This window comes from Planomonospora sp. ID82291, from assembly GCF_015711645.1.
GTDB lineage: Bacteria > Actinomycetota > Actinomycetes > Streptosporangiales > Streptosporangiaceae > Planomonospora.
In genome coordinates this window covers 2,099,997-2,125,460 of record NZ_JABTEX010000001.1, presented here as the reverse complement: position 1 = coordinate 2,125,460, position 25,464 = coordinate 2,099,997, and the positions used below count along the sequence as shown (strand labels likewise).

At 73.7% G+C, this 25,464-nt stretch carries 24 protein-coding genes, 2 tRNA genes and 1 other RNA gene; 12 read left to right on the top strand and 15 right to left on the bottom strand.

Annotated elements, in window-relative coordinates:
* The first annotated feature begins 34 nt into the window (after window positions 1-34).
* From HS045_RS09510 to HS045_RS34320, 3 genes are all read left to right on the top strand, one after another.
* Window positions 35-1,312 (top strand): pyridoxal phosphate-dependent aminotransferase, encoded by a 1,278-nt coding sequence (locus tag HS045_RS09510; protein ID WP_196450718.1) that lies wholly within the window; start codon window positions 35-37, stop codon window positions 1,310-1,312.
* A 249-nt stretch (window positions 1,313-1,561) separates the two neighbouring features.
* Window positions 1,562-2,206: a GNAT family N-acetyltransferase gene (locus HS045_RS09505; protein ID WP_196450717.1), complete on the top strand. Its 645-nt coding sequence runs from the start codon at window positions 1,562-1,564 to the stop codon at window positions 2,204-2,206.
* A 292-nt stretch (window positions 2,207-2,498) separates the two neighbouring features.
* Complete coding sequence (locus HS045_RS34320; protein ID WP_230883508.1) at window positions 2,499-5,687, top strand: BTAD domain-containing putative transcriptional regulator; 3,189 nt, start codon at window positions 2,499-2,501, stop codon at window positions 5,685-5,687.
* 447 nt (window positions 5,688-6,134) lie between these two features.
* Here the strand turns inward: HS045_RS34320 and HS045_RS09495 are convergent, their stop codons facing one another.
* Window positions 6,135-7,589: a class I SAM-dependent methyltransferase gene (locus HS045_RS09495; protein WP_307827435.1), complete on the bottom strand. Its 1,455-nt coding sequence runs from the start codon at window positions 7,587-7,589 to the stop codon at window positions 6,135-6,137.
* 141 nt (window positions 7,590-7,730) lie between these two features.
* Here HS045_RS09495 and HS045_RS09490 point away from each other — a divergent pair, with 141 nt between their 5' ends.
* A complete protein-coding gene (locus HS045_RS09490; RefSeq protein WP_196450716.1) occupies window positions 7,731-8,051 on the top strand; it encodes a hypothetical protein in 321 nt (106 codons plus the stop codon).
* 145 nt (window positions 8,052-8,196) lie between these two features.
* Here the strand turns inward: HS045_RS09490 and HS045_RS09485 are convergent, their stop codons facing one another.
* Together HS045_RS09485 and HS045_RS09480 are read right to left on the bottom strand one after the other, a co-directional pair.
* Window positions 8,197-8,793, bottom strand: a complete 597-nt coding sequence (locus HS045_RS09485) for a TetR/AcrR family transcriptional regulator (protein WP_196450715.1) — start codon at window positions 8,791-8,793, stop codon at window positions 8,197-8,199.
* A gap of 69 nt (window positions 8,794-8,862) precedes the next feature.
* Window positions 8,863-9,477 (bottom strand): GNAT family N-acetyltransferase, encoded by a 615-nt coding sequence (locus HS045_RS09480; protein ID WP_230883507.1) that lies wholly within the window; start codon window positions 9,475-9,477, stop codon window positions 8,863-8,865.
* Between the two features lie 85 nt (window positions 9,478-9,562).
* On the opposite strand from HS045_RS09480, the gene HS045_RS09475 reads away from it, so the two are divergent.
* The 3 genes from HS045_RS09475 to HS045_RS09465 all read left to right on the top strand — a co-directional run bounded on the left by HS045_RS09475 (window position 9,563) and on the right by HS045_RS09465 (window position 12,282).
* Window positions 9,563-10,117, top strand: a complete 555-nt coding sequence (locus HS045_RS09475; RefSeq protein ID WP_196450714.1) for a helix-turn-helix domain-containing protein — start codon at window positions 9,563-9,565, stop codon at window positions 10,115-10,117.
* 49 nt (window positions 10,118-10,166) lie between these two features.
* Window positions 10,167-10,961: an SURF1 family protein gene (locus tag HS045_RS09470; protein WP_196450713.1), complete on the top strand. Its 795-nt coding sequence runs from the start codon at window positions 10,167-10,169 to the stop codon at window positions 10,959-10,961.
* A gap of 124 nt (window positions 10,962-11,085) precedes the next feature.
* A complete protein-coding gene (locus tag HS045_RS09465; RefSeq protein ID WP_196450712.1) occupies window positions 11,086-12,282 on the top strand; it encodes an amidohydrolase family protein in 1,197 nt (398 codons plus the stop codon).
* On the opposite strand, the gene HS045_RS09460 is transcribed toward HS045_RS09465, so the two are convergent.
* From HS045_RS09460 to HS045_RS09450, 3 genes are all read right to left on the bottom strand, one after another.
* Window positions 12,279-12,638: a YkvA family protein gene (locus HS045_RS09460; RefSeq protein WP_196450711.1), complete on the bottom strand. Its 360-nt coding sequence runs from the start codon at window positions 12,636-12,638 to the stop codon at window positions 12,279-12,281. The two genes, HS045_RS09465 and HS045_RS09460, sit on opposite strands and share 4 nt — an antisense overlap.
* 206 nt (window positions 12,639-12,844) lie before the next feature.
* Complete coding sequence (locus HS045_RS09455) at window positions 12,845-13,789, bottom strand: LLM class F420-dependent oxidoreductase (protein WP_374191369.1); 945 nt, start codon at window positions 13,787-13,789, stop codon at window positions 12,845-12,847.
* Window positions 13,790-14,066: 277 nt separating this feature from the next.
* Window positions 14,067-14,741 carry a TetR family transcriptional regulator gene (locus HS045_RS09450; RefSeq protein ID WP_307827434.1) on the bottom strand — a complete coding sequence of 225 codons (675 nt, stop codon included), beginning with the start codon at window positions 14,739-14,741 and terminating at the stop codon, window positions 14,067-14,069.
* Window positions 14,742-15,035: 294 nt separating this feature from the next.
* Between HS045_RS09450 and HS045_RS09445 the strand changes: the two genes are divergently transcribed.
* Window positions 15,036-15,509 carry a hypothetical protein gene (locus HS045_RS09445; protein WP_196450708.1) on the top strand — a complete coding sequence of 158 codons (474 nt, stop codon included), beginning with the start codon at window positions 15,036-15,038 and terminating at the stop codon, window positions 15,507-15,509.
* Between the two features lie 143 nt (window positions 15,510-15,652).
* On the opposite strand, the gene HS045_RS09440 is transcribed toward HS045_RS09445, so the two are convergent.
* From HS045_RS09440 to ffs, 7 genes are all read right to left on the bottom strand, one after another.
* Window positions 15,653-16,723, bottom strand: coding sequence for an aspartate-semialdehyde dehydrogenase (locus tag HS045_RS09440; protein WP_196450707.1), 1,071 nt, complete (start codon window positions 16,721-16,723; stop codon window positions 15,653-15,655).
* Entirely contained in the window at window positions 16,720-17,994 is a 1,275-nt protein-coding gene (locus HS045_RS09435) for an aspartate kinase (RefSeq protein WP_196450706.1), read from the bottom strand. The genes HS045_RS09440 and HS045_RS09435 overlap by 4 nt, the downstream gene beginning before the upstream one ends.
* A 91-nt stretch (window positions 17,995-18,085) precedes the next feature.
* On the bottom strand, window positions 18,086-18,625 hold the full coding sequence (locus HS045_RS09430) for a DUF5063 domain-containing protein (RefSeq protein ID WP_068900396.1): 540 nt from the start codon (window positions 18,623-18,625) through the stop codon (window positions 18,086-18,088).
* Window positions 18,618-19,217: a recombination mediator RecR gene (gene recR / locus HS045_RS09425; RefSeq protein ID WP_068900394.1), complete on the bottom strand. Its 600-nt coding sequence runs from the start codon at window positions 19,215-19,217 to the stop codon at window positions 18,618-18,620. Before recR ends, HS045_RS09430 begins: the two co-directional genes overlap by 8 nt.
* 3 nt (window positions 19,218-19,220) lie before the next feature.
* Complete coding sequence (locus HS045_RS09420; RefSeq protein WP_196451131.1) at window positions 19,221-19,571, bottom strand: YbaB/EbfC family nucleoid-associated protein; 351 nt, start codon at window positions 19,569-19,571, stop codon at window positions 19,221-19,223.
* A 136-nt stretch (window positions 19,572-19,707) separates the two neighbouring features.
* The gene (locus tag HS045_RS09415; RefSeq protein WP_196450705.1) at window positions 19,708-22,065 is read right to left on the bottom strand and encodes a DNA polymerase III subunit gamma and tau; all 2,358 of its coding nucleotides are present in this window, start codon (window positions 22,063-22,065) and stop codon (window positions 19,708-19,710) included.
* 30 nt (window positions 22,066-22,095) lie between these two features.
* Window positions 22,096-22,194, bottom strand: an RNA gene (ffs, locus tag HS045_RS09410) — signal recognition particle sRNA small type.
* Between the two features lie 93 nt (window positions 22,195-22,287).
* Here ffs and HS045_RS09405 point away from each other — a divergent pair.
* The 4 genes from HS045_RS09405 (at window position 22,288) to HS045_RS09390 (ending at window position 24,805) form a co-directional block, all read left to right on the top strand.
* Window positions 22,288-22,376: transfer RNA gene (locus HS045_RS09405), tRNA-Ser, on the top strand.
* 173 nt (window positions 22,377-22,549) lie between these two features.
* Window positions 22,550-23,407 carry a neutral zinc metallopeptidase gene (locus tag HS045_RS09400; protein WP_196450704.1) on the top strand — a complete coding sequence of 286 codons (858 nt, stop codon included), beginning with the start codon at window positions 22,550-22,552 and terminating at the stop codon, window positions 23,405-23,407.
* A gap of 153 nt (window positions 23,408-23,560) precedes the next feature.
* Entirely contained in the window at window positions 23,561-23,863 is a 303-nt protein-coding gene (locus HS045_RS09395) for a type II toxin-antitoxin system VapB family antitoxin (RefSeq protein ID WP_068900387.1), read from the top strand.
* A 78-nt stretch (window positions 23,864-23,941) separates the two neighbouring features.
* Window positions 23,942-24,805: a YafY family protein gene (locus HS045_RS09390; protein WP_196450703.1), complete on the top strand. Its 864-nt coding sequence runs from the start codon at window positions 23,942-23,944 to the stop codon at window positions 24,803-24,805.
* Between the two features lie 49 nt (window positions 24,806-24,854).
* Here the strand turns inward: HS045_RS09390 and HS045_RS09385 are convergent.
* Together HS045_RS09385 and tadA are read right to left on the bottom strand one after the other, a co-directional pair.
* Window positions 24,855-24,944 (bottom strand) — tRNA-Ser (locus HS045_RS09385).
* A gap of 21 nt (window positions 24,945-24,965) precedes the next feature.
* Window positions 24,966-25,412, bottom strand: a complete 447-nt coding sequence (gene tadA / locus HS045_RS09380; protein WP_196451130.1) for a tRNA adenosine(34) deaminase TadA — start codon at window positions 25,410-25,412, stop codon at window positions 24,966-24,968.
* Window positions 25,413-25,464 lie beyond the last annotated feature (52 nt).

The window sequence follows — 25,464 nt, the reverse complement described above, 5'->3', positions numbered from 1 at the left end:
CTGGGAACGTTCCGCAACACAGGGGGGAATCGCCATGAACATCACACTTTCCGCCACTTTGGCAGCGAACGAGGAGATCGACCGGAGACGACGCGCGGGCCGGCGCGTGCTGAACCTCGCCTTCGGCGAGGCGGGCCTGCCGGTCCACCCCGCCCTTCAGGAACGGCTCTCCGCCGCGGCCGGGCAGAACGGGTACGGACCGGTCGCGGGGGCGGCCGCGCTACGCGAGGCGGCGGCCGGCTACTGGACCCGCCGGCGCCTGCCCACCGACCCCGGCCTCGTCGTCTGCGGCCCCGGCAGCAAGCCCCTGCTGTACGGCCTGCTGCTCGCGATCGGCGGCGACGTCGTGCTGCCCGTGCCGAGCTGGGTCAGCTACGCCGCCCAGGCCGAACTGGCCGGGGCGCGCTCCGTGCCCGTTCCGGCGTGCCCCGGCGAGGGCGGCGCGCCGGACCCGGAGCGGGTGGTCCCCGCCGTCCTGCGGGCGCGCGCCGCGGGCCGGGACGTGCGCTCGCTGCTGGTCACGCTCCCCGACAACCCCAGCGGGACGCTCGCGGGAGCCGACACGGTCGAGGCCCTCGCCGGGATCGCCCGCGCGCTCGACCTGGTGATCATCTCCGACGAGATCTACCGCGACCTCGTGCACGACCCGGACGCCGGCTTCCTCAGCCCCGCCGAGGCCGCGCCCGAGCGCACCGTCGTCACCAGCGGGCTCAGCAAGAGCCTGGCCCTGGGCGGCTGGCGGATCGGGGTGGCCCGGCTGCCCTCCGCCGGGCTGCGCGACCGGCTGCTCGCGGTGGCCAGCGAGATCTGGTCCAGCCCGGCGGCCCCCGTCCAGCAGGCGGCGGCCTACGCCTACACCGAGCCGCCCGAGCTCGCCGAGCGGATCGACCGCAGCAGGCGGCTGCACGCCGCGGTCGCGCGGGCGGCGCACGCCCGGCTCACCGGGGCGGGCGTGCGGGTGGCCGCCCCGCAGGGGGGCTTCTACCTCTACCCGGACCTCACCGGCCGCCTGGACCCCGCCGGCCCCGGCGCGGACGTCTCCACCTCCGCCGGGCTGGCCGCGCTCCTGCTCGACGCGTACGACGTCGGCGTGCTCCCGGGGCACGCCTTCGGCGACGACCCCGCGGCGCTCCGGGTCCGGCTGGCGACCAGCCTCCTGTACGGCGAGACCACCGAGCAGCGGCTGGCCGCGCTGAGCGCTCCGGACCCCCTCGCGCTGCCCTGGATCGCCGCCTCCCTCGACCACCTCGGCGAGGCCCTGTCCGCCCTGTCCGCCGCGCCCGCCGTATCCGCCGCGCCCGCCGTCCGGTGACCCGCGGCGGCGGCCGGTCCGCGGCGCCGGGGGCCGCCGCGTGAGAGGTCGCCCGCCTCCCGCCGCGGTGCTCCGCCGGACCGCACGTCTCAGTTTGGCAACCGGGAGCCGGGCGGCGCCGTCCCACCGTCCGCCTCATCCCTCCTGAGCTGGCCTTCCGTCCGGGAGACGCACGCTTTCCCGGATGCTCACGGAGATGTCCCGCGCCATTTGGCATTGAGCGTCACAGAGAGCCCTCATCATGTGCTCATGCCCGCTTTTGTCACCCTGTCCGGGCGCCTCGTGCGCCTGGAACCGCTCAGCCTCGCGGCCGTCGACGACCTCGTCACCGCGGCGGGTGAAGACCGTACGACGTACGGGTTCACCCGCGTCCCCCATGGCCGGGACGAGATGGCCTCCTACGTGGAGGCCGCTCTGGCTGAGCAGGCGGAGGGCCGCACGATGCCCTTCGCCATCCGGTGGCTGCACACCGACCGCATCGTCGGTGCCACCCGTCTCATGAACCTGGAGTACTGGCAGGGGCCCATGCCCTGGCCGCCGGGCGCGCGTGGAGCGGTGGGCGAGGTCCCGTCCGTGGCGGACATCGGTTACACCTGGCTGGCCGCTTCGGCCCAGGGCACCGGCGTCAACCGGGAGAGCAAGTACCTGATGCTCTCGCTCGCCTTCGAGACCTGGCAGGTCCACCGCGTCACCCTCAAGGCGGACGTGCGCAACGTCCGCTCCCGGGCCGCCATCGAGGCCCTCGGCGCACACCTCGACGGTGTGCGGCGGGCGGAGAGCCGAGGCGCCGACGACACGGTCCGAGATACCGCGTTCTACTCGATCCTGAGTTCCGAATGGCCGCTCGTGCGAGAACGCCTGCACGCGCGGCTCGGACTCGTCGAGGCCGCGTGAACGTCCCCGCACCTTCGAATTAACGGAAAAAGGCCCGCCCGGAAATCGTTCCCGGGCGGGCCTTTTCCGTCGGCGGCACCCCCTGCCGCCTTCGCGCCCCCATCGGCCGGGCACGGCCGCCCCCGTAGGGGCCGTGCTCGGCTGCGGCACCAGCATCCCGTCCGGGATTCAACGCCCGATCAACGGCCGATCAACGATCCGACCGGCCGGTCGTCCCGGCGAACTATGGGGCGAGCGGCAAAGGATCTATTATTTGGGCACAAAACTTCCCATTAGGGTGGAGATACCGGACATGGCTGCACAGGACGGCGACAACGGCCTGCGCTTCGCCGTACTCGGCCCCGTCCAGGCATGGCGCGACGGCGCCGAACTGGATCTGGGAACCCCCTTGCAACGTTCCATTCTGGCGATGCTGCTGGTCCGCGAGGGCCGGGCCGTGACACCGACCGAGATGATCGACGGCGTCTGGGGCGAGGAGGCCCCTCCCCGCGCCCTCGGCGCGCTGCGCACCTACGTCTCCCGGCTGCGCGCCGTACTCGAACCGGACCGCTCCCCCCGCACCCCGCCGGCGCTGCTCACCTCGGTCGGCCGCGGCTACGCGCTGCGCCTGGCCGGGGCCTGGTTCGACCTGAACCGCTTCGAGGCCGGGATCCAGGAGGCGGAGGCGGCCCGCCGCGCCGGGGACCCCGCCAGGGCCGCCGGGATCCTGCGCGCGGCCCTGGCGCTGTGCACCGGTGAACCGCTGGCCGGAGCCGTCGGCCCCTACGTCGAGCACCAGCGCGACCGGCTGACGGAGTGCCGGATGAGCGCGCTGGAAACCCTGACGGACCTCGACCTGGAGCTCGGCCGGCACGCCGAGGTCGTCTCCGACCTGCTCGCGCTCACCCGCGACCACCCGCTCCGCGAGCGGCTGCGCGCCCAGCTCATGCTCGCCTACTACCGGTGCGGGCGGCAGGCGGACGCCCTGGCGGTCTTCACCGACACCCGCCAGGCGCTCGTCGACGAACTCGGCATCGACCCCGGCCCCGAACTGACCGCCCTGCACCGGCGCATCCTCTCCGGCGACCCGGCCCTCACCGCCCCTCCCGCTGCCCCGGTACGGTCCGCCGCACCCGCGCCCGCACCCGTGCCCGCGGCCGTCACCGGCTCCGCCTCCGGGAAGGACGGGGGGTTCGATCCCCCGGAACTGCCCCGCCCGGCGCAGCTGCCCGCGGCCGTGGGCGACTTCACCGGCCGCCGCCAGATCATCGACCGGCTCCGCGTCCTGCTCTCCGCGCAGGACGGCACGGGCGGCCCGGAGGGCGTCCCCGTCGCAGCCATCTCGGGCATCGGCGGCGTCGGCAAGACCGCCCTGGCGGTGCACGTCGCCCACGCGATGCACGACCGCTTCCCCGACGGGCAGCTCTACGCCGACCTGCGCGGGTACGGCGACGAGCCGACCGCGCCGGAGTCCGCGCTGGCCGCCTTCCTGCGCGGACTGGGACTGCCCCCCGACGTCATCCCGGACGGCCTGGCCGAGCGCTCGGCGCTGTTCCGCTCGCTGCTGGCCGACCGCCGGATGCTGGTCCTGCTCGACAACGCCCGCGACGCCGCGCAGGTCGGCCACCTGCTCCCCGGATCCTCCGGATGCGCGGCGATCGTGACCAGCCGCCACAAACTGGCCGACCTGCCCGCGGCGCGCCTGATCGACCTCGACGTGATGGAGCCGGACGAGGCGCTGGGGCTGCTGCGCGCGGTCGCCGGGACCGAGCGGGTGGACTCCGAGCGGGCCGCCGCGATGGACGTGGTCGCCGCGTGCGGCTTCCTCCCGCTGGCCGTACGGATCGTCGCGGCCCGCCTGGCCGCCCGCCCCACCTGGACGGTCGCCTCCCTGGTCCCCCGGCTGGCCGACGAGCGCCGCCGGCTGGACGAGATGCGGGTGGGCGACCTCGCGGTGGAGTCGACCTTCGCCCTCGGGTACGGCCAGCTCACCCCGGCCCAGGCCCGGGCGTTCCGGCTGCTCTCCCTGCCCGGCGGGCCGGACATCTCGGTCTCCGCCGCCTCGGCCGTCCTGGACCTGGACCCGATGGACGCCGAGGACGCGCTGGAGTCGCTGGTGGACGCCAGTCTGCTGGAGGCCCCGGCCCCCGGCCGCTACCGCTTCCACGACCTGCTCAAGCTCTTCGCCCGCCGGACCGCCGAGCGCGTCTCCGGCGCGCTTCCCGGCACCGGGTCCGGTCCCGGGTCCGGCACCGGGTCCGGGACGGAGCCCGGCGCGGAGGCCGGCGCGGAGGCCGGCACAGGATCCGGTGCGGAATCCGGCGCGGAATCCGGTGCGCACCCCCGCGCGGAATCCGGCGCGGAGTCCGGTGCCGCGGCGCTGCGGCGGTTGCTCGGCTTCTACCTGGCCTCCGCACGGTCGGCGCACCGGCTCGCCTACGAGGGCAGCACGGTCGCCGACCGGCTGGCCGTCTCCGGGAGCGGGCACGTGTTCTCCTCCGCCGACGAGGCCGTGACCTGGCTCTCGGCCGAAGCGGAGGGGCTGTTCGCGTCCATCTCCCAGGCCTCCGCGGGCGCGCGGGACGCCGCCGGCCTGCTTCCCGCCGCCGACCTGCTGCTCGCCATGGAACCGCTGCTGGAGTCCGGCAGCCACGTCCGCGAGTTCGACCTGCGGATCCGCGAGGTGCTCACCGCCGCCCGCCGCGTGGACGCGACCTCCGCCGAGCTGCGTTGCCGCTACCTGAACGGCAGACTGCTGTTCGGCGCGAACCGGCTGGCCGAGGCCGAGCAGGAGTTCCGGACCGTGCTGGAGCTGTCGGCGGACGGCGACCGGATCGTCACCGGGGAGGCCCTCAACGCGCTGGCCGTGGTGGTCGGACGGCAGCGCCGCCACACCGAGGCCCTGTCCTGGTTCGACGCGGCCCGCACGGAGTTCCGGGAGAACGACGCGCCGGGCGGTGCGGCCCTGACGCTCAGCTACTCCGCTCGCGACCACCTGTTCCTCGGCCAGCCCGAGGAGGCGATCGCCGCCGCCGAACAGGGCCTGGCGGTCTTCAGCGAGATCGGTTCCGCCGCGGGCACCGCCCGGGCCCGCTACCACCTGGGCATCGTGCTGTCCCGGGTCGGGCGGCTGAACGAGGCGGTCCACCACCACGCCGAGTGCCTGGCCTTCTTCCGGGCGGGCAACCAGCGGGTCTGGGAGCAGCGGGTCTGCTCGCGCCTGGCCGAGACGCTCATCGCCGCCGGGCGCTTCTCCGACGCGACCCGCCACGCCGAGCAGGCCCTCACCGTCAGCCGCGAGATCGGCCATCCGTACGGCGAGGCCCAGGCCCTATGGGTGCTGGGCCGGGCGCTCTCCGGGCTCGGCGAGTCCCGGCGCAGCCGCGCCTGCCTCGTCCGCGCCCACGACCTCTTCTCCCGGCTGGGCGCCCCCGAGGCCGGGGACCTGCGCACCCTGCTCGACCGCGGCCAGGTCGACGACGGGGCCGAGCCCGTCGTATAGGGCGTCGTCGAGGCGCGTCATCCACACATGATTGATCACGGGCGGGCTCCGCCCTGTGCCGACGGCGACGCTGCGCGCCGCGGCTCGGGGGCCGGTGACCGCCGCCTTCCCTCGTCGCTCATCCGCTGCGCTCCTTCGCTCCTCGGTCCAGGCGCCGGAGCCCCCTCGCGGGCTCCTTCGCTCCTCGGTCCAGGCGCCGGAGCCCCCTCGCGGTCGGGTCGACGCGGTGCGGGGGACGTGGTCCGGCCGGTCGTCAGGTCGCCGTGCGGCGCGCAGGGGGCCCGGGATCAACCGGTGCGCCGGACGGTGACCGGCCGCCTCTCACGACGACCGGCCGGACGCGGGCACGGGTCCTTTTCCCCCGGATCCGTGCCCACCCGCAGAGCATCCCGCCCCCCGCTCAACGTCCGATCAACAACCGATCGCGGGATATCCACAGCCTGTGGATCATCGCCCTGTGGATATGTGGAAAAACCCTTCGGCGATCAGAGAGCGGACCCGCTCCAGGGTCTTCACCGGCAGCTCGGCGGAGTCGTCCCCGGTCAGGTCGGCGATCGCGGCCAGCAAGGGCTCCAGTGGATAGTCGCCGTCGCAGACCCCGGCGAGGGCCGCCTCCACCGTCCCCACCCGCACGCTGCGCAGCAGCCCGCGCGTCTGCCGGAGCACGATCACGGCGGGGTCCTCCGCCCCGGGCGCCCCGGTCCGCTCCTCCAGCAGCCCCGTGTCCGCCACCAGGCGGGCCGCCAGCAGTTCCGCGTCCGAGGCCCGGTGCGCCGCGGCGATCGAGCCGAGCACGTCCTCCACGTAGCCGCCCACGGGGAGCTCCACCCGCCGGCCGTACTCCTCCACCCGGACGACCGGGTCGAGGCTGCCGGAGTCGTGCAGGGTGATCCAGCCGAAGCCGACGCCCGTGACGCGCATCTCCTCGAACCAGCCGAGCCAGTCGTCGTAGAGCTCGCGGTAGCGGGCGGTGCCCTGCTCGGCGGCGTCACGCAGCCACAGCTCGACGTACTCGGCCGGGTCCTGGACGTCCCGCTGGACCACCCAGCCGTCGCACCCGGTCCCGGCCAGCCAGCCGCCGACCCGGTCGCGCCAGTCCTCCCCCTCGACGTGCAGCCAGTTGGCCAGGAGCTGGCAGGTCCCCCCGGGCACGAGGAAGCCGGGCGCCCGCCGTACCAGGTCGCGGCAGAAGCCGTCGGCCTCGAAGCCGGACTCCCGGTAGGCGAACCGCCCGGCAGGGGAGATCACGAAGGGCGGGTTGGAGACGACCAGGTCGAAGCGCTCGCCCTCCACCGGGTCGAAGAGCGACCCCTCCCGGGCGTCCACGCCCTCGACCCCGGACAGCGCCCAGCTCAGCCGCGCCAGCTCCAGCGCGCGCGGGTTGACGTCGGTGGCCGTGATCCGCTCGGCCCGGCCGGCCAGGTGCAGCACCTGGACGCCGCACCCGGTGCCCAGGTCGAGGGCGCGCTCCACCGGGCGGCGCGAGACCAGCTGGGCGAGGTTCGCCGAGGCCCCGCCCGCGCCGACGACGTGGTCGGCGCGGAGCGCGGGGTCGCCGGGCCGGACCTTCCGGTCGGAGACCACGTAGCCGCCGGTCTCCCACGGCTGCAGGTGGACCCGCGGCACGATCCGGGAGCCGTCCGCGGCCAGCAGACCCGCGGCCGCCAGCTCGGTCGCGGGCAGACCCGGGGGAAGGGCGGAGCCCTCCACCGGGACGCCGAGCCACCACAGCCGGATCAGTGTGCCGAGCGGATCGCCGTCCCGGGTCGCGCGCAGGGCGGGGACGAGCTCCTCGCGGGAGAGGGCGGCGGCGGCGACGTCGCCGAGACGCTCACGGACGCCGTCGATGGTGTAACCGGTCGCGAGCAGCAGTTCGCGGAACCGGACCAGCGGATCTTTCACGGCTCCATGGTCCCACCATTCACCATATGGAACTCAGAGTGACCAAATCGTTACGCAAAGTGGTAAGCGATCTGTAAGCGGGCCTCAAGCGCTTGGCGGTAATCCTTGGTACCCGCACGCACGACCCCAGAAGGATCCCTCATGCTGATCCCCTGCCTGGCCTGTGAGTCCCGCTTCCGCCCCGACGAGTACTTCCGCGCCTGCCACGACTACAACCGCGGGCGGGACATGGTCGCCTGGACCTGCCCCCGCTGCGGGAACCAGGACGAACTACGCGTCCTGCCCGGGGAGCTCGGGTTCGGCTACCCCCGGAGCGGCAGGTTCGACGTGAGCGACCGCGTCCGCGTGCCCGGCCTCCGGCGACACCGGCAGGATCTGCGCCTGGACATCTCCCTGGACGAGAAGGTCTGGCGGGTCCCCACCGGACGGCGCCATCTGGTGGGCGCCCGTCAGCCGGCCTGACGGCGCCGCTCCGTAGGCGCCCGTCAGCCGGCCCGACGGCGCCGCTCCGTAGGCGCCCGTCAGCCGGCCCGACGGCGCCACCCGTTCCGCCCCGCGCCGCCTCCCCGAACCCCGTGGAACGGTCCGGACCGGCCGGGCCCCGCCGTCAGGAGGGGTGCCTGCGCAGGCTCTGCCAGGCGGCTCCGCACATGGCGGCGATCTCCTCCTCCGTGGGCTGGTGCGCCCCCGCGAACCACAGGCGGCACATCTCCACCGCCGGACCGAGCCAGAGCACGTAGCACATGGTGGGAGGGACCGGCTGGAGCACGCCCGCCTTCATGTGCGGCCGCCACCAGTCGGCGACGTTGCGGAAGAAGGCCCGGCGCGACTCGGCGACCTCCGGCCCGCCCGGCTCGTCCCGCTTCGGCGGACGCTCGCTGATCAGCAGGTTGGCGCGCTCGCGGTGCTCACCGCACCAGGACATGTGCAGCGCCACGATGGCCTCGACGCCCTCGCGCGCCCCCTCGTGGCTGCGCAGCTCCGCCAGGAAGGCGTCCTGGTACATGGTCAGCGTCTCGGCGTAGAGCATGCCGAAGACGTGTTCCTTGCTCGCGAAGTGGTGGTAGAAGCTGCCGACGCTGACGCCGCTCTCCTGACGGAGGCTGGCCAGCGTGGTCGCCGAGACACCGTCCTGGCTGAACCGCCGCAGGGCTCCCTCGACGATCCGGGTCCGGCCGTCACGTCCGTTCTTGGCATTCCTCACGAGGTCAATGGTGCGGCAACAGAACCTTGTTCCGCAAATGCCGGCCCACCGCCCCGGACCTCGGCGATCTTACCGCACCTCCCGTCGCACCGCCGCCGTCACCTCCACCGTCCCGAGGGAGGACCGCAGGGTCGCGTCCGGCCACTTCCTGCCGATCATGGCGAGCACCCCGCGGTTCTCCGCCATGACGTCCATCCCCACCGTCCGCGCCCCCTTCGCCTCCGCCCGGCGCAGCAGCCTGCGGACCAGCCGGGAGCCGAGCCCGAGCCCCTGCCAGCCGTCGGCCACCACCACCGCGATCTCCACCGCGGCACCGCCGTCGCCGGAGCTCATCGCATGCCCGACCACCTCGTCCCCGCAGACCGCCAGCAGCACGTCGCGCCGCTCGTCCACCACCAGCAGGGCGCGGACCAGGCTCGCGGCCGGACGGCCCAGGCCGGTGAAGAAGCGCAGGGTCTGCGTGCGCGGCGACAGGCCGGCGAGGAACCGGCGGATCCGCTCCTCGTCGTCCGTCCGCGCCGGCCGCACCTCGACGTCCGCCCCCGGCCGCCGGACCTCGACGTCCACCCTCCGCACCTCGACGTCCGCCCCCGGCCGCCGATCCCCGGCGTCCGCCCTCCGCACCGCGGGCCGTACGGCCGGCGACGGGTCGCGGTACGGGCGCACCAGCTGAGTTCGCATCATGGACTCAGAATTCCCGGATCATCTAAGTCTGTCAAATAGACTTAGCTCCGTTGGAGGTGCTGCGACGGCCGCCTACGATGCCTCTATGAGTGAGGCGACCCTCGGCGCGATGCCCTTCCGGGTGGACAACTGCTCGATCGAACGCACGCTGGCCGTCGTGGGCGAGAAGTGGACCTTCCTGGTGCTCCGCGAGGCCTTCGGCGGGGTGCGCCGCTTCGCCGACATGCAGGCCGCCACCGGGGCGCCGCGGCAGGTGCTGAGCGCCCGGCTGGCCCGGCTGGTGGACGAAGGGCTGCTCCGCAAGGTCCCCTACCGCGAGCCCGGCCAGCGCCGTCGCGACGAGTACCGCCTGACCGAGATGGGCCGCGACCTCTATCCGATCATGGTCGCGCTGATGCACTGGGGCGACCGCTACCGGTCGGGCTCCGACGGCCCGCCGGTGCTCCTCACCCACCGCGACTGCGGCGCCCCCGTCGAGCAGCACTTCCGGTGCGCCGAGGGCCACGAGGTCGCCGGCCCCCGGGAGGTCACCCCGCTGCCGGGCCCCGGCGCGCGGCCCGCCGCACCGGCCGCCGCACCGGACCGGACGACGGGCGCGGGGCCTGACGGACCCCCTCCGCACGGCGGTGACACGCCCTGAGGGCCACTCGGCGGACGGGGCGGTCGGTGCGGTGCCTACCCTTGGTGGCGTGTACCGCTTCCTTCTGACCCGCCGGTGGATCGCACTCCACATCGTGGTGCTGCTGGTCATCCCCGCCTTCGTGCTCCTGGGCCGGTGGCAGTTCGGGCGCTACGAGGAGCGGTCGGCCGGCAGCGACCGGACCACGGCCAACCTCCAGGCGCCGCCGGTCCCCGTCACGGCCCTCACCGGTGTGGGCGGCACCGTGCGCGATCAGGACAAGTACCGCACGGTGACGGCGACCGGCACGTTCGACCCCGCCCACCAACTGCTGGTCCGCCGCCGCGTCCAGGACGGGGCCGTCGGCTTCTACGTGGTCACCCCGCTGGTCACCGGCGACGGCCGGGCCGTCCTGGTGAACCGGGGGTGGGTCCGGGCCGGCGCCACCGCCGACGCCCTCCCCGAGGTGCCCGCGCCCGCCCCCGGCCGGGTGACCGTCACCGGACGGCTCCGCCCCGCCGAGACCGAGGAGACCTCGGGCATCCGCGACCTGAAAGGGCTCCCCTCCGGGCAGATCATGATGATCGACCCCGCCACGCTCGGCGCGGGCCTGCCGTACCGCCTGCTCGGCGGATTCGTGGAGCTGGTCCGGCAGTCCCCGGAGGCCGCCGCCGCGCCCGCGCCGGTGCCCGAGCCGGAGGTCGGCGAGGGCGGCGGGCTCAACCTGGCGTACGGCGTGCAGTGGTGGCTGTTCATCGGCGTCGCCGTCGGCGGATGGGCCCTGCTGATCCGCCGCGAGGCCGCCGACCTGAAGGCGCAGGCCGCCCGCGAGACCGCCGGGACGCTGACCGCGTCCCCTTCCTGAAGGGGTCCTGAAGGGGTCCTGAAGGCCGGGCGGACACCGGCCGCCGGTAAACGCTTGACCTTCGGGATCAACACGAGACCCCATCGCTTGTCCAGCGTGACGCCAACGCCGTACCGTTGACCGCGTGACTGCGCCGCTACTGCCCGACCCCGAGCCCAGGCGGCGGGACCATGTGATCATCTCGGCCGACGACCACCTGATCGAGCCGCCCGACCTGTTCGAGGGCCGCCTCCCGGCGAAGTACGCCGAGGTCGCGCCCAAGGTCGTGGAGACCGAGTCGGGCCACCAGGTCTGGCGGTACGGCGGGGCCACCTACCCGTGCGCCGGCCTCGACGTCGGCGCGGGCCTGCCGCGCGAGCAGTGGACGCTCGACCCCGTCCGGTTCGAGCAGATGCGCCCGGGCTGCCACGACATCGAGGCCCGCGTCCAGGACATGGACCGCGCGGGCGTCTGGGCGGCGCTCTGCTTCCCCGGCATGCTCGCCGGCCAGTCGGGCATGGTCTTCTCCCGCACCCGCGACCAGGAGCTGGGCCTGGCGGTCCTGCGGGCCTGGAACGACTGGCACGTCGACGTCTGGGCCGGCACCTACCCGGAGCGGATCATCGCCCTGCAGCTGCCGTGGCTGACCGACCCCGAGCTCGCGGCCAAGGAGATCCGGGACAACGCCTCACGCGGGTTCAAGGCCGTGCTGTTCCCCGAGTTCCCCACCCGCCTGCGCCTGCCGTCGATCCACGGCGAGCACTGGGACCCGTTCTTCCGCGCCTGCGAGGAGACCGGCACGGTCGTCTGCCTGCACACCGGCGCGGGCTCCTGGACCCCGGTGCCCTCACCCGACACCCCCGTCGAGGCGATCACCACGCTCATGCCGGCCAGCGCCATGTTCGCCTGCGCCGACTGGCTCTGGTCGGGAGTGCCGCTGCGCTTCCCCGCGCTGCGGATCCTGATCGTGGAGGGCGGCGTGGGCTGGCTGCCGATGCTCGCCGAGCGGGCCGACTACGCGCTGGACCACCCGGTCGCCGGGGAGGCCGCCTGGGAGGGCGGGCTGAAGCCCAGCGAGGTCCTGCGCCGCAACTTCTTCTTCGGCACGCTCGACGACCACGCGCTGTCGGGCGTGCGCCTGGCGGTCGGACTGGAGCACGTCCTGCTGGAGAGCGGCTACCCGCACTCCGACTCGACCTGGCCCGACACCCAGCAGGCGCTCGCCCGCAACCTCGGCAGCCTCCCGCCCGCCGACATCGCCCGGGTGGCCTACGGCAACGCCGCCCGCCTGTTCGGCCACCCGCTCCCGTCCCGGGCGTGGCTCAGAATGGAGCAGATCTAGCCGCCGATCCGCCCGGCGGGACCGCCGGCCCCGGTGAGGGCGCGGCGCTCCCACTCGACGTAGCGCCCGCTCTCCCCGAGCAGCGAGCCCATCAGCCAGAGGAAGACGCCGAAGTCGTCGGCCACCCCGACCAGTGCCAGGAAGTCCGGGACGAGGTCGACGGGCGAGACCATGTAGAGCACGCCGAGGCCCATCATCGCCAGCCTGCCCCGGCCCATGCCGGGGTACCGGCCGCCCATCGCCGACCGGACCAGCCGCGGCATCGCCCGCAGCCGCGCGCCGAGCCCGGGCGACCCCGGCTTCGACACGTCCCGGTACACCCGCCACGCCTGTGCCGCCCGTGCTGCCTTCGCCATCGGGAACCTCCTCGCAGAACGCGTCCGCCGGACCGCGCACTACCCCGCGTTTTCACGATATAACGCGTGATCATCCTTCCCGGTTCCCACGGCCCCGCACCGGCCGCCCGCCGACCCGTGTCGGATCCGCCCGCCGCCGGGCCCTCCGCGCGGCCGGGCCCTCCGCGCGGCGCCGTGCCCCGTCCGCGTCCGGCACCGGCCCCGGCTCACTCCGCGTCCGGCGCCAGATCCCGTACGGCCTGCGCGATCGGCACCTCGCCGCCGGGGATGGGCGCGAGCACCGGGGTGTCGAGGCCGTTCGCGACGTACTCGCGGATCCGGGCCCGGCAGGTGGCCGCGTCACCGTGCACGATGAGCGCGTCCACGACCTCGTCGGGGATGGCCGCGAGGGCCGCCTGCCGGTCCCCGGCGGCCCACGCCTCGTGCATCGGCCGCAGGACCTCGCCGCGCCCCAGCCAGTCGTGGAAGGCCGCGTAGACCGGGACGGTCAGGTAGCCGGCGAGCATCCACCGGCCGAGTTCCCGGACCTTCTCCGCGTCCTCGCTGACGCACACGAACAGCCGGGCGACCAGCTCGGTCTCCGGGCCGATCTCGGCACGGACCCGCCGGACGTCCTCCGGCGAGAGCCAGTTGGTGATCGCGCCGTCGGCCTCCTCGGCCGCCAGGTGGAGCATCCGGGGCCGCAGTGCGGCCAGCACGATCTTCGGGGCGACCTTGGGGGCGCGCTCCAGCTTGAAGCCCTTGACCTCGAACGTCTCGTACCTCTCGGTGACCTTCTCGCCCGCCAGGGCCTTCTTCAGGAAGCGCAGCGTGTCGCGGGTCCGGGAGAAGGGCCGGGTGAACTCCCCGGCGTTCCAGCGCTCGACGATGGCCGGGGAGGAGGCCCCGATGCCCAGGACGAACCGGTCCGGGGCGAGGTCGGCGAGCGTCGCGGCGGACATGGCCAGCAGGCCGGGGCCCCGGGTCGAGGCGGGGACGATCGCGCTGCCGAGGCGCAGGCCGGGAGCCCACTCGTTGGCCAGCGCGAGCGGGGTGAAGCCGTCCACGCCGTTGACCTCGGCCGACCACACGTCGGTGTAGCCGAGGCCGGGGAGCTCGGCCACCAGGTCCTTCGAGCTCGCCAGCGAGCGGTCGTAGAAGGGAACCGTCATCCCCCAGCGTGCACCCGTCGCCATCATGTGCCTCCCATGCTCCGTGCCCGGGCTCCGCCCCGCGGTCCACGCCGCGGTCCCGCCCCTGCCCTTATCCCTGCCACCGCACCGCACTGCACTGCGCCCTTATCCCTGCCACCGCACTGCACTGCACTGCCACCGTACAGAATGAAATTCTGTTCCAGCTTGCCGTACCCGACCGGGGGGATGTCAACGATCTGACCGTACCAACCGGACGGTATGTCAGGGGAGGGGGCGGCGCAGAAGGAGGGGACCGTCAGGAACGCAGCTCGTGCACCCCGGCGATGAAGTCCCTGGCCACGCCCCGCAGACCCGGCAGATGGGAGAGGCCGACCAGCCGGTCGACCAGCGGCACGGTCAGCTCGATGAACCGGTGGGTCCGTCGGCAGCCCGCCGAGTCGTCGTGCACCCAGAACAGCACCACGCCCATCGACAGCAGCCAGAGCAGCTCCGGCAGCTCCGCCCTGATCTCGGCGTCCATCCGGTCGGCCGCGCCCTCGACCACCCGGCGGTAGATCCCGATCGACGCCTCCCGGGCGGGCGAGGAGTCGGCGCTGAACGGGCTGAGCGGATTGCTCGGCTCGGCCGCGTGCTTGAAGAACTTCACCGCGAACTCGTGGTACGGCTCGGAGACCCGCACCCACTCCCGCAGCACCCCGCCCAGGCGCCCGGCCAGGGACCGCTCGGTGGCCAGCACCCGCTCGCACGCCGCCTCGTGCTCGGCCTGCGCCCGGTCGTAGTAGGCCTGGACCAGCGCCTCCTTGGAGGAGAAGTAGTAGTAGGCGTTCCCCACCGAGACCCCCGCCTCGGCCGCGATGGCCCGCATGGTGGTCGCCTCGTAGCCCCGCTCGCGGAACAGCCGCAGGGCCGTCTCCACGATCGCTTCGCGGGTCCTGTCGGATCCCCTGGTCCTGCGGGTCGGCTCGGCCACGCTCGTCACTGTACGGCCCGCGCCCCGGTGAGTCATGGCGCCTCACGGTGATCGACATCACAGGGCAAAGATCGGAGCGTCCCCGGCGTGATCCGGTTCCGGGCGTGGGACTGATCTTCTCGGCGGAAGGGCGAACCCGCGACAAGGAAAAGGTGTATGGGGACACGTCCCTGCGAACGGAGGGCTGTCCGGCTTGCCGCCGGCACCCTGTTCGCCGTACAGACAACGTTCATCGCAGCGGCCGGCGTCACCGCCGTCCCTGCCCGCGGCCCGGCTCCGGCACCGACCGCGCCGATGACCGCGGCGGTCCTGGCGGCCCCGCTGCGCCCGGCGGCCCCGCTGCGTCTGGCGGGCGCGCCGGCCCGGCGGGCGCGGTCGATGTGGCTCAGCCACGGCCAGGCGGCCCGGCGGCTGGACCGGGCCGGCCTGGGGCTGTACTCGTCCGGCGGGTGCACCGACCGCCGGATGCGGCAGTGCACCTCCCTGGAGGCGATCAGGGCCAGGACGCTGCGGGGGGCGATCCGGCTCAAGCACCGCAGCGGCTGCCCGGTCACCCTGACCGGCGGCACCGAGATCGGTCACGTGGTCGGCCGCTACAGCCACGGGAACGGCTACAAGCTGGACGTGGCGCCCAACGCCTGCGTCGACCGGCACATCACCGCCACCCGGCCGTTCCGCGGCACGCGGTCCGACGGAGCGCTCCTCTACGGCTCTCCGGAGGCCCTCTACGCCCGCACACCGTCCCACTGGGACATCCTCTTCCGCTGACCCGTGAGCACCCGTTCCCGGCCGCGCCGGCCGGAGACGGGCGGCCCCGCACACGGGCGGCCCTGGATGCGGACGGCCCGCACACGGACGGGCCCCTTCCGCCGCACGGCGGAAGGGGCCCGCGACGGCCCGTGCGGAAGGCGTCAGCCGGTGAACTCGGCCGCGACCAGCTCGGCGATCTCCGCGGCGTTCAGCGCCGCGCCCTTGCGGAGGTTGTCGCCGCAGACGAACAGGTCGAGCGTGTTCGGGAAGTCCAGCGCCTGGCGGATCCGGCCCACATAGGTGGGGTCGGTGCCGACGACGTCGACCGGGGTCGGGTAGACGCCGTTCGCCGGGTCGTCCATGACGACCACGGTGGGGGCGGCCTCCAGGATCCGGTGGGCGTCGGCGACGGTGATCTCGCGCTCGAAGGTCGCGTGCACGGCCAGCGAGTGCGTGGTGATCACCGGGACGCGGACGCAGGTCGCCGAGACCTTCAGGTCGTCGATGCCCAGGATCTTCCGGGACTCGTTGCGGAGCTTGAGCTCCTCGGAGGCCCAGCCGCCGTCCTTGAGCGAGCCCGCCCACGGCACGACGTTGAACGCCACCGGCGCCGGGAACGGCGACTCGCCGTCGCCCAGCGTGTTCTGCAGCGCCTTGCGCACGTCGCCCGCGGTCTGGCCCACCGTGCGGTCGCCGGCCAGCGCCTCGACCTCGTCGTAGAGCCGTGCCGAACCGGCCACGCCCGCGCCGGAGACCGCCTGGTAGGAGGCGACCACCAGCTCGCGCAGGCCGTACTGCTCGTGCAGCGCGCCCATCGCGGCCATCATCGAGAGCGTGGTGCAGTTCGGGGTGGAGATGATGTTCCTCGGCCGGTTGCGCGCGGCCTCCGGGTTGACCTCGGGCACCACCAGCGGGACCTCGGGGTCCATCCGGAAGGTGCCGGACTTGTCGATGACGACCGCGCCGCGGCCGGCGGCGATCGGCACCCACTCGGCGGAGACCTCGTCGGGGACGTCGAAGATCGCGATGTCCACGCCGTCGAAGACCTCGGGGGCCAGCGCCCGGACGACCACGTCCTCACCGCGGACCCGCAGGACCTTGCCCGCGGAGCGGGCGGAGGCGACGAGCCTGATCTCGCCGTAGACGTCCTCGCGGGAGGAGATGATGTCGCGCATGACGGTGCCGACGGCACCGGTCGCGCCGATCAGGGCGAGGGTGGGCTTGCGGCTCATCGTCCGGTACCTCCGTAGATCACTGCTTCGACCTGGTCGGCGTCGAGGTCGAACGCGCGGTGCGCGGCGGTGACGGCCGCGTCCACCTCGTCCTGCCCGACGATCACCGAGATGCGGATCTCCGAGGTGGAGATCATCTCGATGTTCACCCCCGCGTCGGCGAGGGCGGCGAAGAACGTCGCGGTGACGCCGGGGTGCGAGCGCATGCCCGCCCCGATCAGCGAGACCTTCCCGATCTGGTCGTCGAACTGCAGCGACTCGAAGCCGATCCGCTCCTGGACCTTCTTCAGCGCGGTCAGCGCCGCGGAGCCGTCGGTCGTGGGCAGCGTGAAGGAGATGTCCGTCCGGCCCGTCGCCGCCGCCGACACGTTCTGCACGATCATGTCGATGTTGATCTCGGCGTCCGCCAGCGTTTTGAAGATCGTGGCAGCCTCGCCGACCTTGTCGGGCACCCCGACAACGGTGATCTTGGCCTCGCTCCGGTCGTGCGCGACGCCGGAGATGATCGGCTGCTCCATCTCGTTTCCTTCGCTGTCGGGGTCGGAGACGACCCACGTGCCTTCCTTGGTGCTGAACGAGCTTCTGACGTGGATCGGCAGGCTGAACCTGCGGGCGTACTCGACGCAGCGCAGGTGCAGGATCTTCGTCCCGCAGGCCGCCATCTCCATCATCTCCTCGTAGGAGATCCGGGGGATCTTGCGGGCCTTCGCCACGATGCGCGGGTCGGCGGTGAAGACGCCGTCCACGTCGGTGTAGATCTCGCACACGTCGGCGTCCAGGGCGGCGGCCAGCGCGACCGCGGTCGTGTCGGAGCCGCCCCGGCCCAGCGTGGTGATGTCCTTGGTGTTCTGCGAGACGCCCTGGAAGCCCGCCACGATCGCGATCTGGCCCTCGTCGAGGGCCCCCCGGATCCGACTGGGCGTCACGTCGATGATCCGCGCCTTGCCGTGCGTCGAGTCGGTGATGACCCCGGCCTGGGAGCCGGTGAACGAGCGCGCCTCGTGGCCCAGGTTGGCGATCGCCATCGCCAGCAGGGCCATCGAGATGCGCTCGCCGGAGGTCAGCAGCATGTCGAGCTCGCGGCCCGGCGGCAGCGGCGAGACCTGCTGGGCGAGGTCGAGCAGCTCGTCGGTCGTGTCGCCCATCGCCGAGACGACCACCACGACGTCGTTGCCGGCTTTTTTCGTCGCGACGATCCGCTGCGCGACCCGCTTGATGCAGGACGCGTCGGCGACGGACGAACCACCGTACTTCTGAACGACGAGCGCCACGAGATGTCTCCGAAGCAATCTGGGGCTGTGGAGCTCTCAGTCTACTGTCGCGGCACCGGGCTTCCTCTGGTTTAGACCACTATGTGGACGATCACACGGTTGTCCGCTCTTCCGCCACGTCGAGGCGGGTGTGGGCGACGAGCGCTTGGAGCGCCCGCATCGCCGCCCCCGCGTGGTTGCCCCAGGTGTTGAAGTAGGAGTACTGCCACCACCACAGCGCCTCCAGCGGACGCCCCGCCCGGTAGTGCCGCAGGCCGTGGATGAGGTCGGCCGCCACCGCCGTCAGGTCGTCCGAGAGGCGGTACGGCGTGACCGCGGTGTCCTTGTAGGGGTCGAAGACCTCGGCGTAGTCGTCCACCGGGCCCAGCCGCTCGGCGAGGGCCGTGCGCAGGGGGTCGACGTCGGGGTCCGCGCTCAGGTGCGGCTCCCAGTTCTCCGACAGGATCACGTCCTGGCTCGCGCCGAGCTGCGCGCCGGCCGAGCTGACCTGGGCGACCTCGACCAGCAGCAGCGGCAGGACGGCGTCCCCGCCCTCGCCGCCCGCCAGCCGGGTCAGGCCGTCGAGGTAGTTCTGCGCGTGCACCGCGATCCGGTCCGCGAACGCGCTCCACTCATTGGAGATCTCAGACATCCAGCAGCCTCCGTCCTTCGAACGCGCGGCCCAGGGTGACCTCGTCGGCGTACTCGAGGTCACCGCCCACAGGCAGACCGCTGGCCAGTCGTGTCACCTTCAGGCCCATCGGCTTCACCAGCCGGGCGAGGTAGGTCGCCGTCGCCTCCCCCTCCAGGTTGGGGTCGGTGGCGATGATCAGCTCCGTCACCCGGCCGTCGGCCAGGCGCGTCATCAGCTCCCGGATGCGCAGGTCGTCGGGGCCGACGCCGTCGATCGGGCTGATCGCCCCGCCGAGCACGTGGTAGCGGCCGCGGAACTCCCGGGTCTTCTCGATCGCCACGACGTCCTTGGACTCCTCGACGACGCAGATCACGTGGGGGTCGCGCCGGGCGTCACGGCAGATCCGGCACTCCTCCTCCGCCGCCACGTTCCCGCAGACCCGGCAGAAGCGGACCTTCTCCTTGACCTCCAGCAGCGCGTGCGCGAGCCGTTTCACGTCGGCCGGCTCGGCGGCCAGCAGGTGGAACGCGATCCGCTGCGCGCTCTTGGGACCGACGCCGGGCAGCATGCCCAGCTCGTCGATCAGGTTCTGGACGACCCCCTCGTACATGGCCTAGAACCCGGGCAGCTGGCCGAGACCGCCGCCGCCCAGCCCCTGGGCGAGCGGGCCGAGCTTCTCCTGCTGCAGGTCGTTGGCCGCGCGGACGGCGTCCCTGATCGCCGCGATCACCAGGTCGGCGATCGTCTCGGCGGTCTCCTGGGGATCACCGGGGTCCACGGCCTCAGGACTGATCTTCAGTTCCAGCAGCTCGCCGCCGCCGTTGACCGTGGCCACGACCAGGCCGCCGCCCGCCGAGCCCTCGATCTCCGCGTCGTTCAGCTCCTGCTGGGCGCTCACCAGCTGCTGCTGCATGAGCTGTGCCTGCTCCAGCAGCTGCTGGAGGTTGACATCCCCTGGATTCACCGTCGTGCGCTCCTCGTCCATGACGTCAGTCGTCACGAGCCTACGGGGTCGGAGCGGGCTCGCGCACTGGCGGTCGCACGTGTTCCCCGACCGCGCCCGCCGAACCTCCGCCGGGCCCGGTACGGCGCGCCGCCGGTCAGCCGTGGTCGATCTCCTCGATGATCTGCCCGCCGAGCTCGCGCTGGATGAGCGCCATGCCGGTGAGCGCGTCGACGTCGGCGTCCGCGTCGTTCAGCGGATCGACCTCGTCGGCCTCGACGCCGGACCCGCGACCCGGTATCGCGTCCGGCCAGGCGGACGCGCCGCCGGCCGGGCGCGGCCCGGGCTGGGCGGGCGTGCGGGCACCGGCCGGGGCGCCCGCCCTGACGCCGCCCTGGGCCGCCGCCCTGGCGGCCGAGCGGGCGGCGGCCAGGCCGGGGCCCGGAGCGGGCGGCGAGCCGGGGTCCTCCGGCAGGGGCGCGTCGGGCCACGACTCGTCCGTGGCGGCCGTCTCCCGGCGGACGGGGGCGACGGCGACGGCCTGGGCGGTCCCCCCCGGGCCGTCCGGGCCGCCCTGCGCGCGCGGGACCGGCGGAGCGCTCCGGACCGGGTCCCCGGCGCCGGGGGTCTCCGGTGCCGGACCCGGCACGGAGGGCTGCTGCGGCGGCGCGGCCGGCGGATGGTTGCCTCCGAACGGGGCGGCCCCGCCGGAGCCGCCCACCACGGCCTCGACCTTCCAGGCGCCGCCCAGCACGTCCTGCAGGGCCGCCGCGACGACCGCGTCCTTTCCGCCGCCGACGAAGTTCTTCATCGCGCCGACCTGGGTGAAGCCCAACGTGAGGATCTTCCCCTCGACGCCGACGACCTGGGCGTTGGTGTTGACGTTCGCCCAGACGACGATGCTGCGCTGCTTCAGCGCGCCGAGCACCTGCGGCCAGGCCTGCTGCACGGCCGCCACCTCGGAGCCGGCGGCGGGACCCGTCAGGGGCGCCGGGGGCGCGGCGGGCTGCGCGGGCACCGGAGCGGGCGCTGAGGACGGTCCGGACGCCGGGGACCGCGGCCCGGCCTGAGCGGCGGGCGGCGAGCCGGGCTTGACCGTGACCGGCCAGTCGTCGGCGGAGGCCGTACCGGTCTGCGGCGCCGCGACCGGACCGGACGCGGCGGCCTGCGGCGCGACGGCGGGGACCGTGACGCTCTGCGGCGCGACGGTGGGCGGCGTGTAGGGCGCGGTCGCGGCGGGGGCCGCGTACCCGGCGGCCGGAGGTCCGGGCACGGCGGCCGGGGCGGGTCCCGCGGAGGGAGGCGTGTATCCGGCGGTAGGTCCTGGGACGGTGAACGCGTGGGCCCCGGGCGGGCCCGCGGTGCCCCGCTCCAGCCGCTCCAGCCGGGCCAGCAGCGCCGCCTCGTCCTGGGCCGCTCCGGGGAGCAGCACCCGGGCGCACATCAGCTCCAGCAGCAGCCGGGGCGAGGCGGCTCCGCGCATCTCGACCAGTCCGGCGTTGAAGACCTCCGCCGCCCGGGTCAGGTCGGCGGGTCCCATCGAGGCGGCCTGCTCCCGGAGCCGCTCCAGCTCGTCGTCGGGGCGGTCGAGCAGGCCGCTGCCGGCCGCCTCGGGCACGTTGGCCAGGACCACGAGGTCGCGGAAGCGCTCCAGCAGGTCCATGGCGAACCGGCGGGGGTCGTGGCCGCCCTCGATCACCTGGTTCACCGCCTGGAAGACCCGCGCGCCGTCCCGCGCCGCGAACGCGGCGACCATGTCGTCGAGCAGGCCCCCGTCGGTGTAGCCCAGCAGGGAGACCGCCCGCGCGTAGGTGATGCCGGCCTCGTCCGACCCGGCGAACAGCTGGTCGAGGATCGACAGGGAGTCGCGGGCCGAGCCCGCGCCCGCCCGCACGACCAGCGGCAGCGCGGCGGGCTCGAACGGGACGTCCTCGGAAGTGAGGATCTCCTCCATGAGCGTGCGCAGCGCGGCGGGCGGGATCAGCCGGAAGGGGTAGTGGTGGGTCCGGGACTTGATCGTCCCGATGACCTTCTCCGGCTCGGTGGTCGCGAAGACGAACTTCAGGTGGGGCGGGGGCTCCTCGACGAGCTTGAGCAGCGCGTTGAACCCCTCCCGGGTCACCATGTGCGCCTCGTCGATGATGTAGATCTTGAAGCGCGCCGACACGGGCGCGAAGAAGGCCCGCTCCCTCAGGTCGCGGGCGTCGTCCACGCCGCCGTGCGAGGCCGCGTCGATCTCGATGACGTCGAGGTGGCCGGGGCCGGTGGGGGCGAGCGCCACGCAGGACTCGCACTCACCGCACGGGTCGGGGGTCGGCCCCTTCTCGCAGTTGAGCGAGCGGGCCAGGATCCGGGCGCTGGAGGTCTTGCCGCACCCGCGGGGGCCGCTGAACAGGTAGGCGTGATTGATCCGGCCGCTGCGCAGCGCCTGCCGGAGCGGCTCCGTGACGTGTTCCTGGCCCTTGACCTCGGCGAAGGTCCCGGGCCGGTACTTGCGGTAGAGCGCCAGACTCATCAAGGAGCTCCCGCCTGCGAGGGGTCCTGCAACGAAGGAACCCCTCGCACACCCGCCAGAGCCCGCTTATCCTTGCTGCCTTCCGGCCCTGGGGAGGTTCACAGGATGACGCCGCGCGAGGGGTCCGGACACAGTCTAACCCCCCGCGGCGGTGCTCGGGTCCGCGAATGTCGCACGGGTACGCGGTCACCCCGGGCCCGAAAGTCCGCTAAGCTTTCCGGCGGAGGATTCGCCTAGTTGGCCTAGGGCGCACGATTGGAAATCGTGTTGGGGGCAACCCCTCAGGAGTTCGAATCTCCTATCCTCCGCCACATCAGAGGGGCCGGACCGCACACGCGGTCCGGCCCCTCCGGCGTTCCCGTCCTCTCTCCCTCTCTCCGGCCCCTCCCGCCGGTCCCTTCCTGCTTCGCCCGCCCCGCCGCCGTTTCCCGCGCCGCTTCACGGGCAGTGGAGGCGTCCCGACCGGATCGAAGGGACGTCGGCGATGGATTTCAAGGACGATGTCCGACTGGACAGCTCACAGGTCGAGAGCGGCGGCCGTCGCGTCCCCGGCGGCGGGCTCGCGGTGGGCGGAGGCGTCGCCGGGATCATCGCGCTCATCGCGGCGCTGGTGTTCGGCGTGGACCTCGGCGGCCTCACCGGCGGTGGTGCGGCCCCCGCCCCGGTCGACTCGGGCGCCGACCTCGCGGCGCAGTGCAAGACCGGCCAGGACGCCGACCAGAACGAGGAATGCCGGGTGATCGGCGTGGTCAACAGCATCCAGGAGTACTGGCCCACGGCCGTGGACGGCTACGAGGAGGCCAAGACCGTGCTCTTCTCCGGCGCGGTGGACACCGGGTGCGGCGCCGCCGACTCCTCCGTCGGACCGTTCTACTGCCCCAGCGACCGGCGGGTCTACCTCGACCTGAGCTTCTTCGACCAGTTGCAGAGCCGCTTCGGCGCCAAGGGCGGCCCGTTCGCCCAGGCGTACGTGATCGGCCACGAGTACGGCCACCACGTGCAGAACCTGACCGGGGTCCTGGGCCGTTCGCAGGACGACCGGCAGGGGCCGGAGAGCGGCGCGGTCCGGGTGGAGCTGCAGGCGGACTGCTACGCGGGCGCCTGGGCGAAGAACGCCTACGAGACCGGGCTGTTCGCCAAGCCGTTCACGCAGACCGACATCGAGGAGGCGCTGAGCGCCGCCTCCGCGGTGGGGGACGACAGCATCCAGGAGCGCACCCGGGGCCGGGTCGACCCCGAGGGCTTCACCCACGGGACCTCGGCGCAGCGGGTCAAGTGGTTCACCACCGGGTACGAGACCGGCGACCCGAAGCGCTGCGACACCTTCTCCGGCGGCATCTGAGCGGACGCCGGGCGGGCGCCGAGCCGGGACGCCGGGCGGGCGCCGAGCCGGGACGCGGGGCCGGCCACCGAGCGGGCACCGGGCCGGGCTCGTGACCAGCGCGGCGACCGGACCGGCGGGCGAACGACCGGATTGTCTCTTAAACTATATGAGGTGATCTTCAAGCTGGTCGGCGATGGACGGCCCTACCCCGAACACGGCCTCTCGAACCGCGAGTGGGCGCAGATACCGCCGCGACAGGTCCGGCTCGACACCCTGATCACCACGAAAGCGGTGCTCGATCTGCACTCCCTGCTCGCCAAGGACTCCACCTTCTACGGCGACCTGTTCCCGCACGTGGTCCAGTGGCGCGGCGAACTCTATCTGGAGGACGGCCTGCACCGGGCCCTGCGCTCGGCCCTGCACCAGCGCCCGGTCCTGCACGCCAGGGTCCTCGACCTGCCGCCGGACGCCTGAGCCCCGCCCGTCTCCGGCCGAGGCGTTCCCGGCCGGTGAGACGGTCGCAGCCCCCGCTCCGGGCCGAGGTCAGCCGACGTGGTGGGCGACGATGTCGACCGGCTCCGCGAACTCGGCTACCCCATCACCGCGGTCAAGGGCCCCGAGGGCGGGTACCGGCTCGGCGCCGGCGCCGAACCGCCCCCGCTGCTGTTCGACGACGACCAGGCCATCGCCCTCACCGTCGCCCTGCAGATCGCCGCCGGCAACGCCGACGGCGGCCTCGCCGTACCCGCCGCCCAAGCCCTGAACACCATCCGGCAGGTCATGCCCGCCCGGTTGCGCAACCGCGTCAACGCCCTGCAGGTCACCGCGGTCGAACGACCCGCCGCACAGCCGGCCGCCCCCGTGGGCGGTGACGTGCTGCTCGCGCTCAGCACCGCCGCCCGGAACCGCGAAGTGCTCGGCTTCGGCTACGGCACCGACCCCTTCGACCGGCCTCCCCGCCGCGTCGAACCCCACCACGTCGTCACCTGGGACCGGCGCTGGTACCTCGTCGCCTACGACCTCGACAAGCAGGAGTGGCGTACCTACCGCGCCGACCGGATCACCCTGCGCACCCCCAACGGACCCCGCTTCCCCCCCAGGCAGCTGCCCGGCGGTGACGTCGCCGCCTTCGTCACCGGACGATTCCGCGGCTCCACCGACCCCGCGGGCGGCTGGCCCTGCACGGGCACCGTCATCCTCGACCAGGACGCCGCCACCCTGGCGCCTTACATCGGCGACGGCGTCCTCGAGGAAATCGGCCCGGGCCGCTGCCGGCTCACCCTCGGCTCCTGGTCCTGGACCGGCCTCGCCGCCGCCATCGCCCGCTTCGACACCGCCACCACGGTCATCAGCCCGCCCGAGCTCACCCGCGCCTTCGCACGCCGCTGCGCCGGCGTCACCGGCCCCATCACTTGACATGCGAAGGGCCTCCGACCTGATCACACAGGTCGGAGGCCCTTCGCAGTGGCGGTGGTGGTGGGATTTGAACCCACGGATGAGTTGCCCCATCACACGCTTTCGAGGCGTGCGCCCTCGGCCACTAGGCGACACCACCGCCGAGCAGCTTACCGGATAATCACCCTTGCTCGCGCGGCCTGCGCGCGGCGAAGAACCGCGTGAGGACCCCGGCGCACTCGTCGGCCAGCACCCCCATGACGACCTCCGGGCGGTGATTGAGCCGACGGTCCCTGAGCACGTCCCACAGCGAGCCCGCGGCCCCGCCCTTGGCGTCCACCGCTCCGTAGACGACGCGGTCCACCCGTGCCAGCACCGCGGCCCCCGCGCACATCGTGCAGGGTTCGAGCGTGACCACGAGCGTGCACCCGCTCAGCCGCCACCCGCCCCGCCCGCGCGCCGCCTCCCGCAGGGCCAGCACCTCGGCGTGCGCGGTCGGATCCGCCAGGGACTCGCGGTCGTTGCCCGCCTGCGACAGCACCTCGCCGCCGGGACCGAGCACGACCGCGCCGACCGGCACCTCACCGCGCTCCCCCGCCCGTACGGCCTGCGCCAGGGCCAGCCGCATCGCGGGACCGTGGCCCGCCTCCGAGGCACCCGTCCCCCCGGCACCCGTCTCC

Excerpts from the sequence above, each read along its gene's own strand:
- HS045_RS09505 (WP_196450717.1), top strand. The coding sequence starts at position 1,562 with ATGCCCGCTTTTGTCACCCTGTCCGGGCGCCTCGTGCGCCTGGAACCG.
- HS045_RS09455 (WP_374191369.1), bottom strand. The coding sequence starts at position 13,789 with ATGACGGTTCCCTTCTACGACCGCTCGCTGGCGAGCTCGAAGGACCTG.
- HS045_RS09510 (WP_196450718.1), top strand. The coding sequence starts at position 35 with ATGAACATCACACTTTCCGCCACTTTGGCAGCGAACGAGGAGATCGAC.
- HS045_RS09440 (WP_196450707.1), bottom strand. The coding sequence starts at position 16,723 with ATGAGCCGCAAGCCCACCCTCGCCCTGATCGGCGCGACCGGTGCCGTC.
- recR (WP_068900394.1), bottom strand. The coding sequence starts at position 19,217 with ATGTACGAGGGGGTCGTCCAGAACCTGATCGACGAGCTGGGCATGCTG.
- HS045_RS09490 (WP_196450716.1), top strand. The coding sequence starts at position 7,731 with ATGCTGATCCCCTGCCTGGCCTGTGAGTCCCGCTTCCGCCCCGACGAG.
- HS045_RS34320 (WP_230883508.1), top strand. The coding sequence starts at position 2,499 with ATGGCTGCACAGGACGGCGACAACGGCCTGCGCTTCGCCGTACTCGGC.
- tadA (WP_196451130.1), bottom strand. The coding sequence starts at position 25,412 with ATGCGGCTGGCCCTGGCGCAGGCCGTACGGGCGGGGGAGCGCGGTGAG.
- HS045_RS09475 (WP_196450714.1), top strand. The coding sequence starts at position 9,563 with ATGAGTGAGGCGACCCTCGGCGCGATGCCCTTCCGGGTGGACAACTGC.
- HS045_RS09415 (WP_196450705.1), bottom strand. The coding sequence starts at position 22,065 with ATGAGTCTGGCGCTCTACCGCAAGTACCGGCCCGGGACCTTCGCCGAG.
- HS045_RS09445 (WP_196450708.1), top strand. The coding sequence starts at position 15,036 with ATGACCGCGGCGGTCCTGGCGGCCCCGCTGCGCCCGGCGGCCCCGCTG.
- HS045_RS09430 (WP_068900396.1), bottom strand. The coding sequence starts at position 18,625 with ATGTCTGAGATCTCCAATGAGTGGAGCGCGTTCGCGGACCGGATCGCG.
- HS045_RS09460 (WP_196450711.1), bottom strand. The coding sequence starts at position 12,638 with ATGGCGAAGGCAGCACGGGCGGCACAGGCGTGGCGGGTGTACCGGGAC.
- HS045_RS09480 (WP_230883507.1), bottom strand. The coding sequence starts at position 9,477 with ATGATGCGAACTCAGCTGGTGCGCCCGTACCGCGACCCGTCGCCGGCC.
- HS045_RS09400 (WP_196450704.1), top strand. The coding sequence starts at position 22,550 with ATGGATTTCAAGGACGATGTCCGACTGGACAGCTCACAGGTCGAGAGC.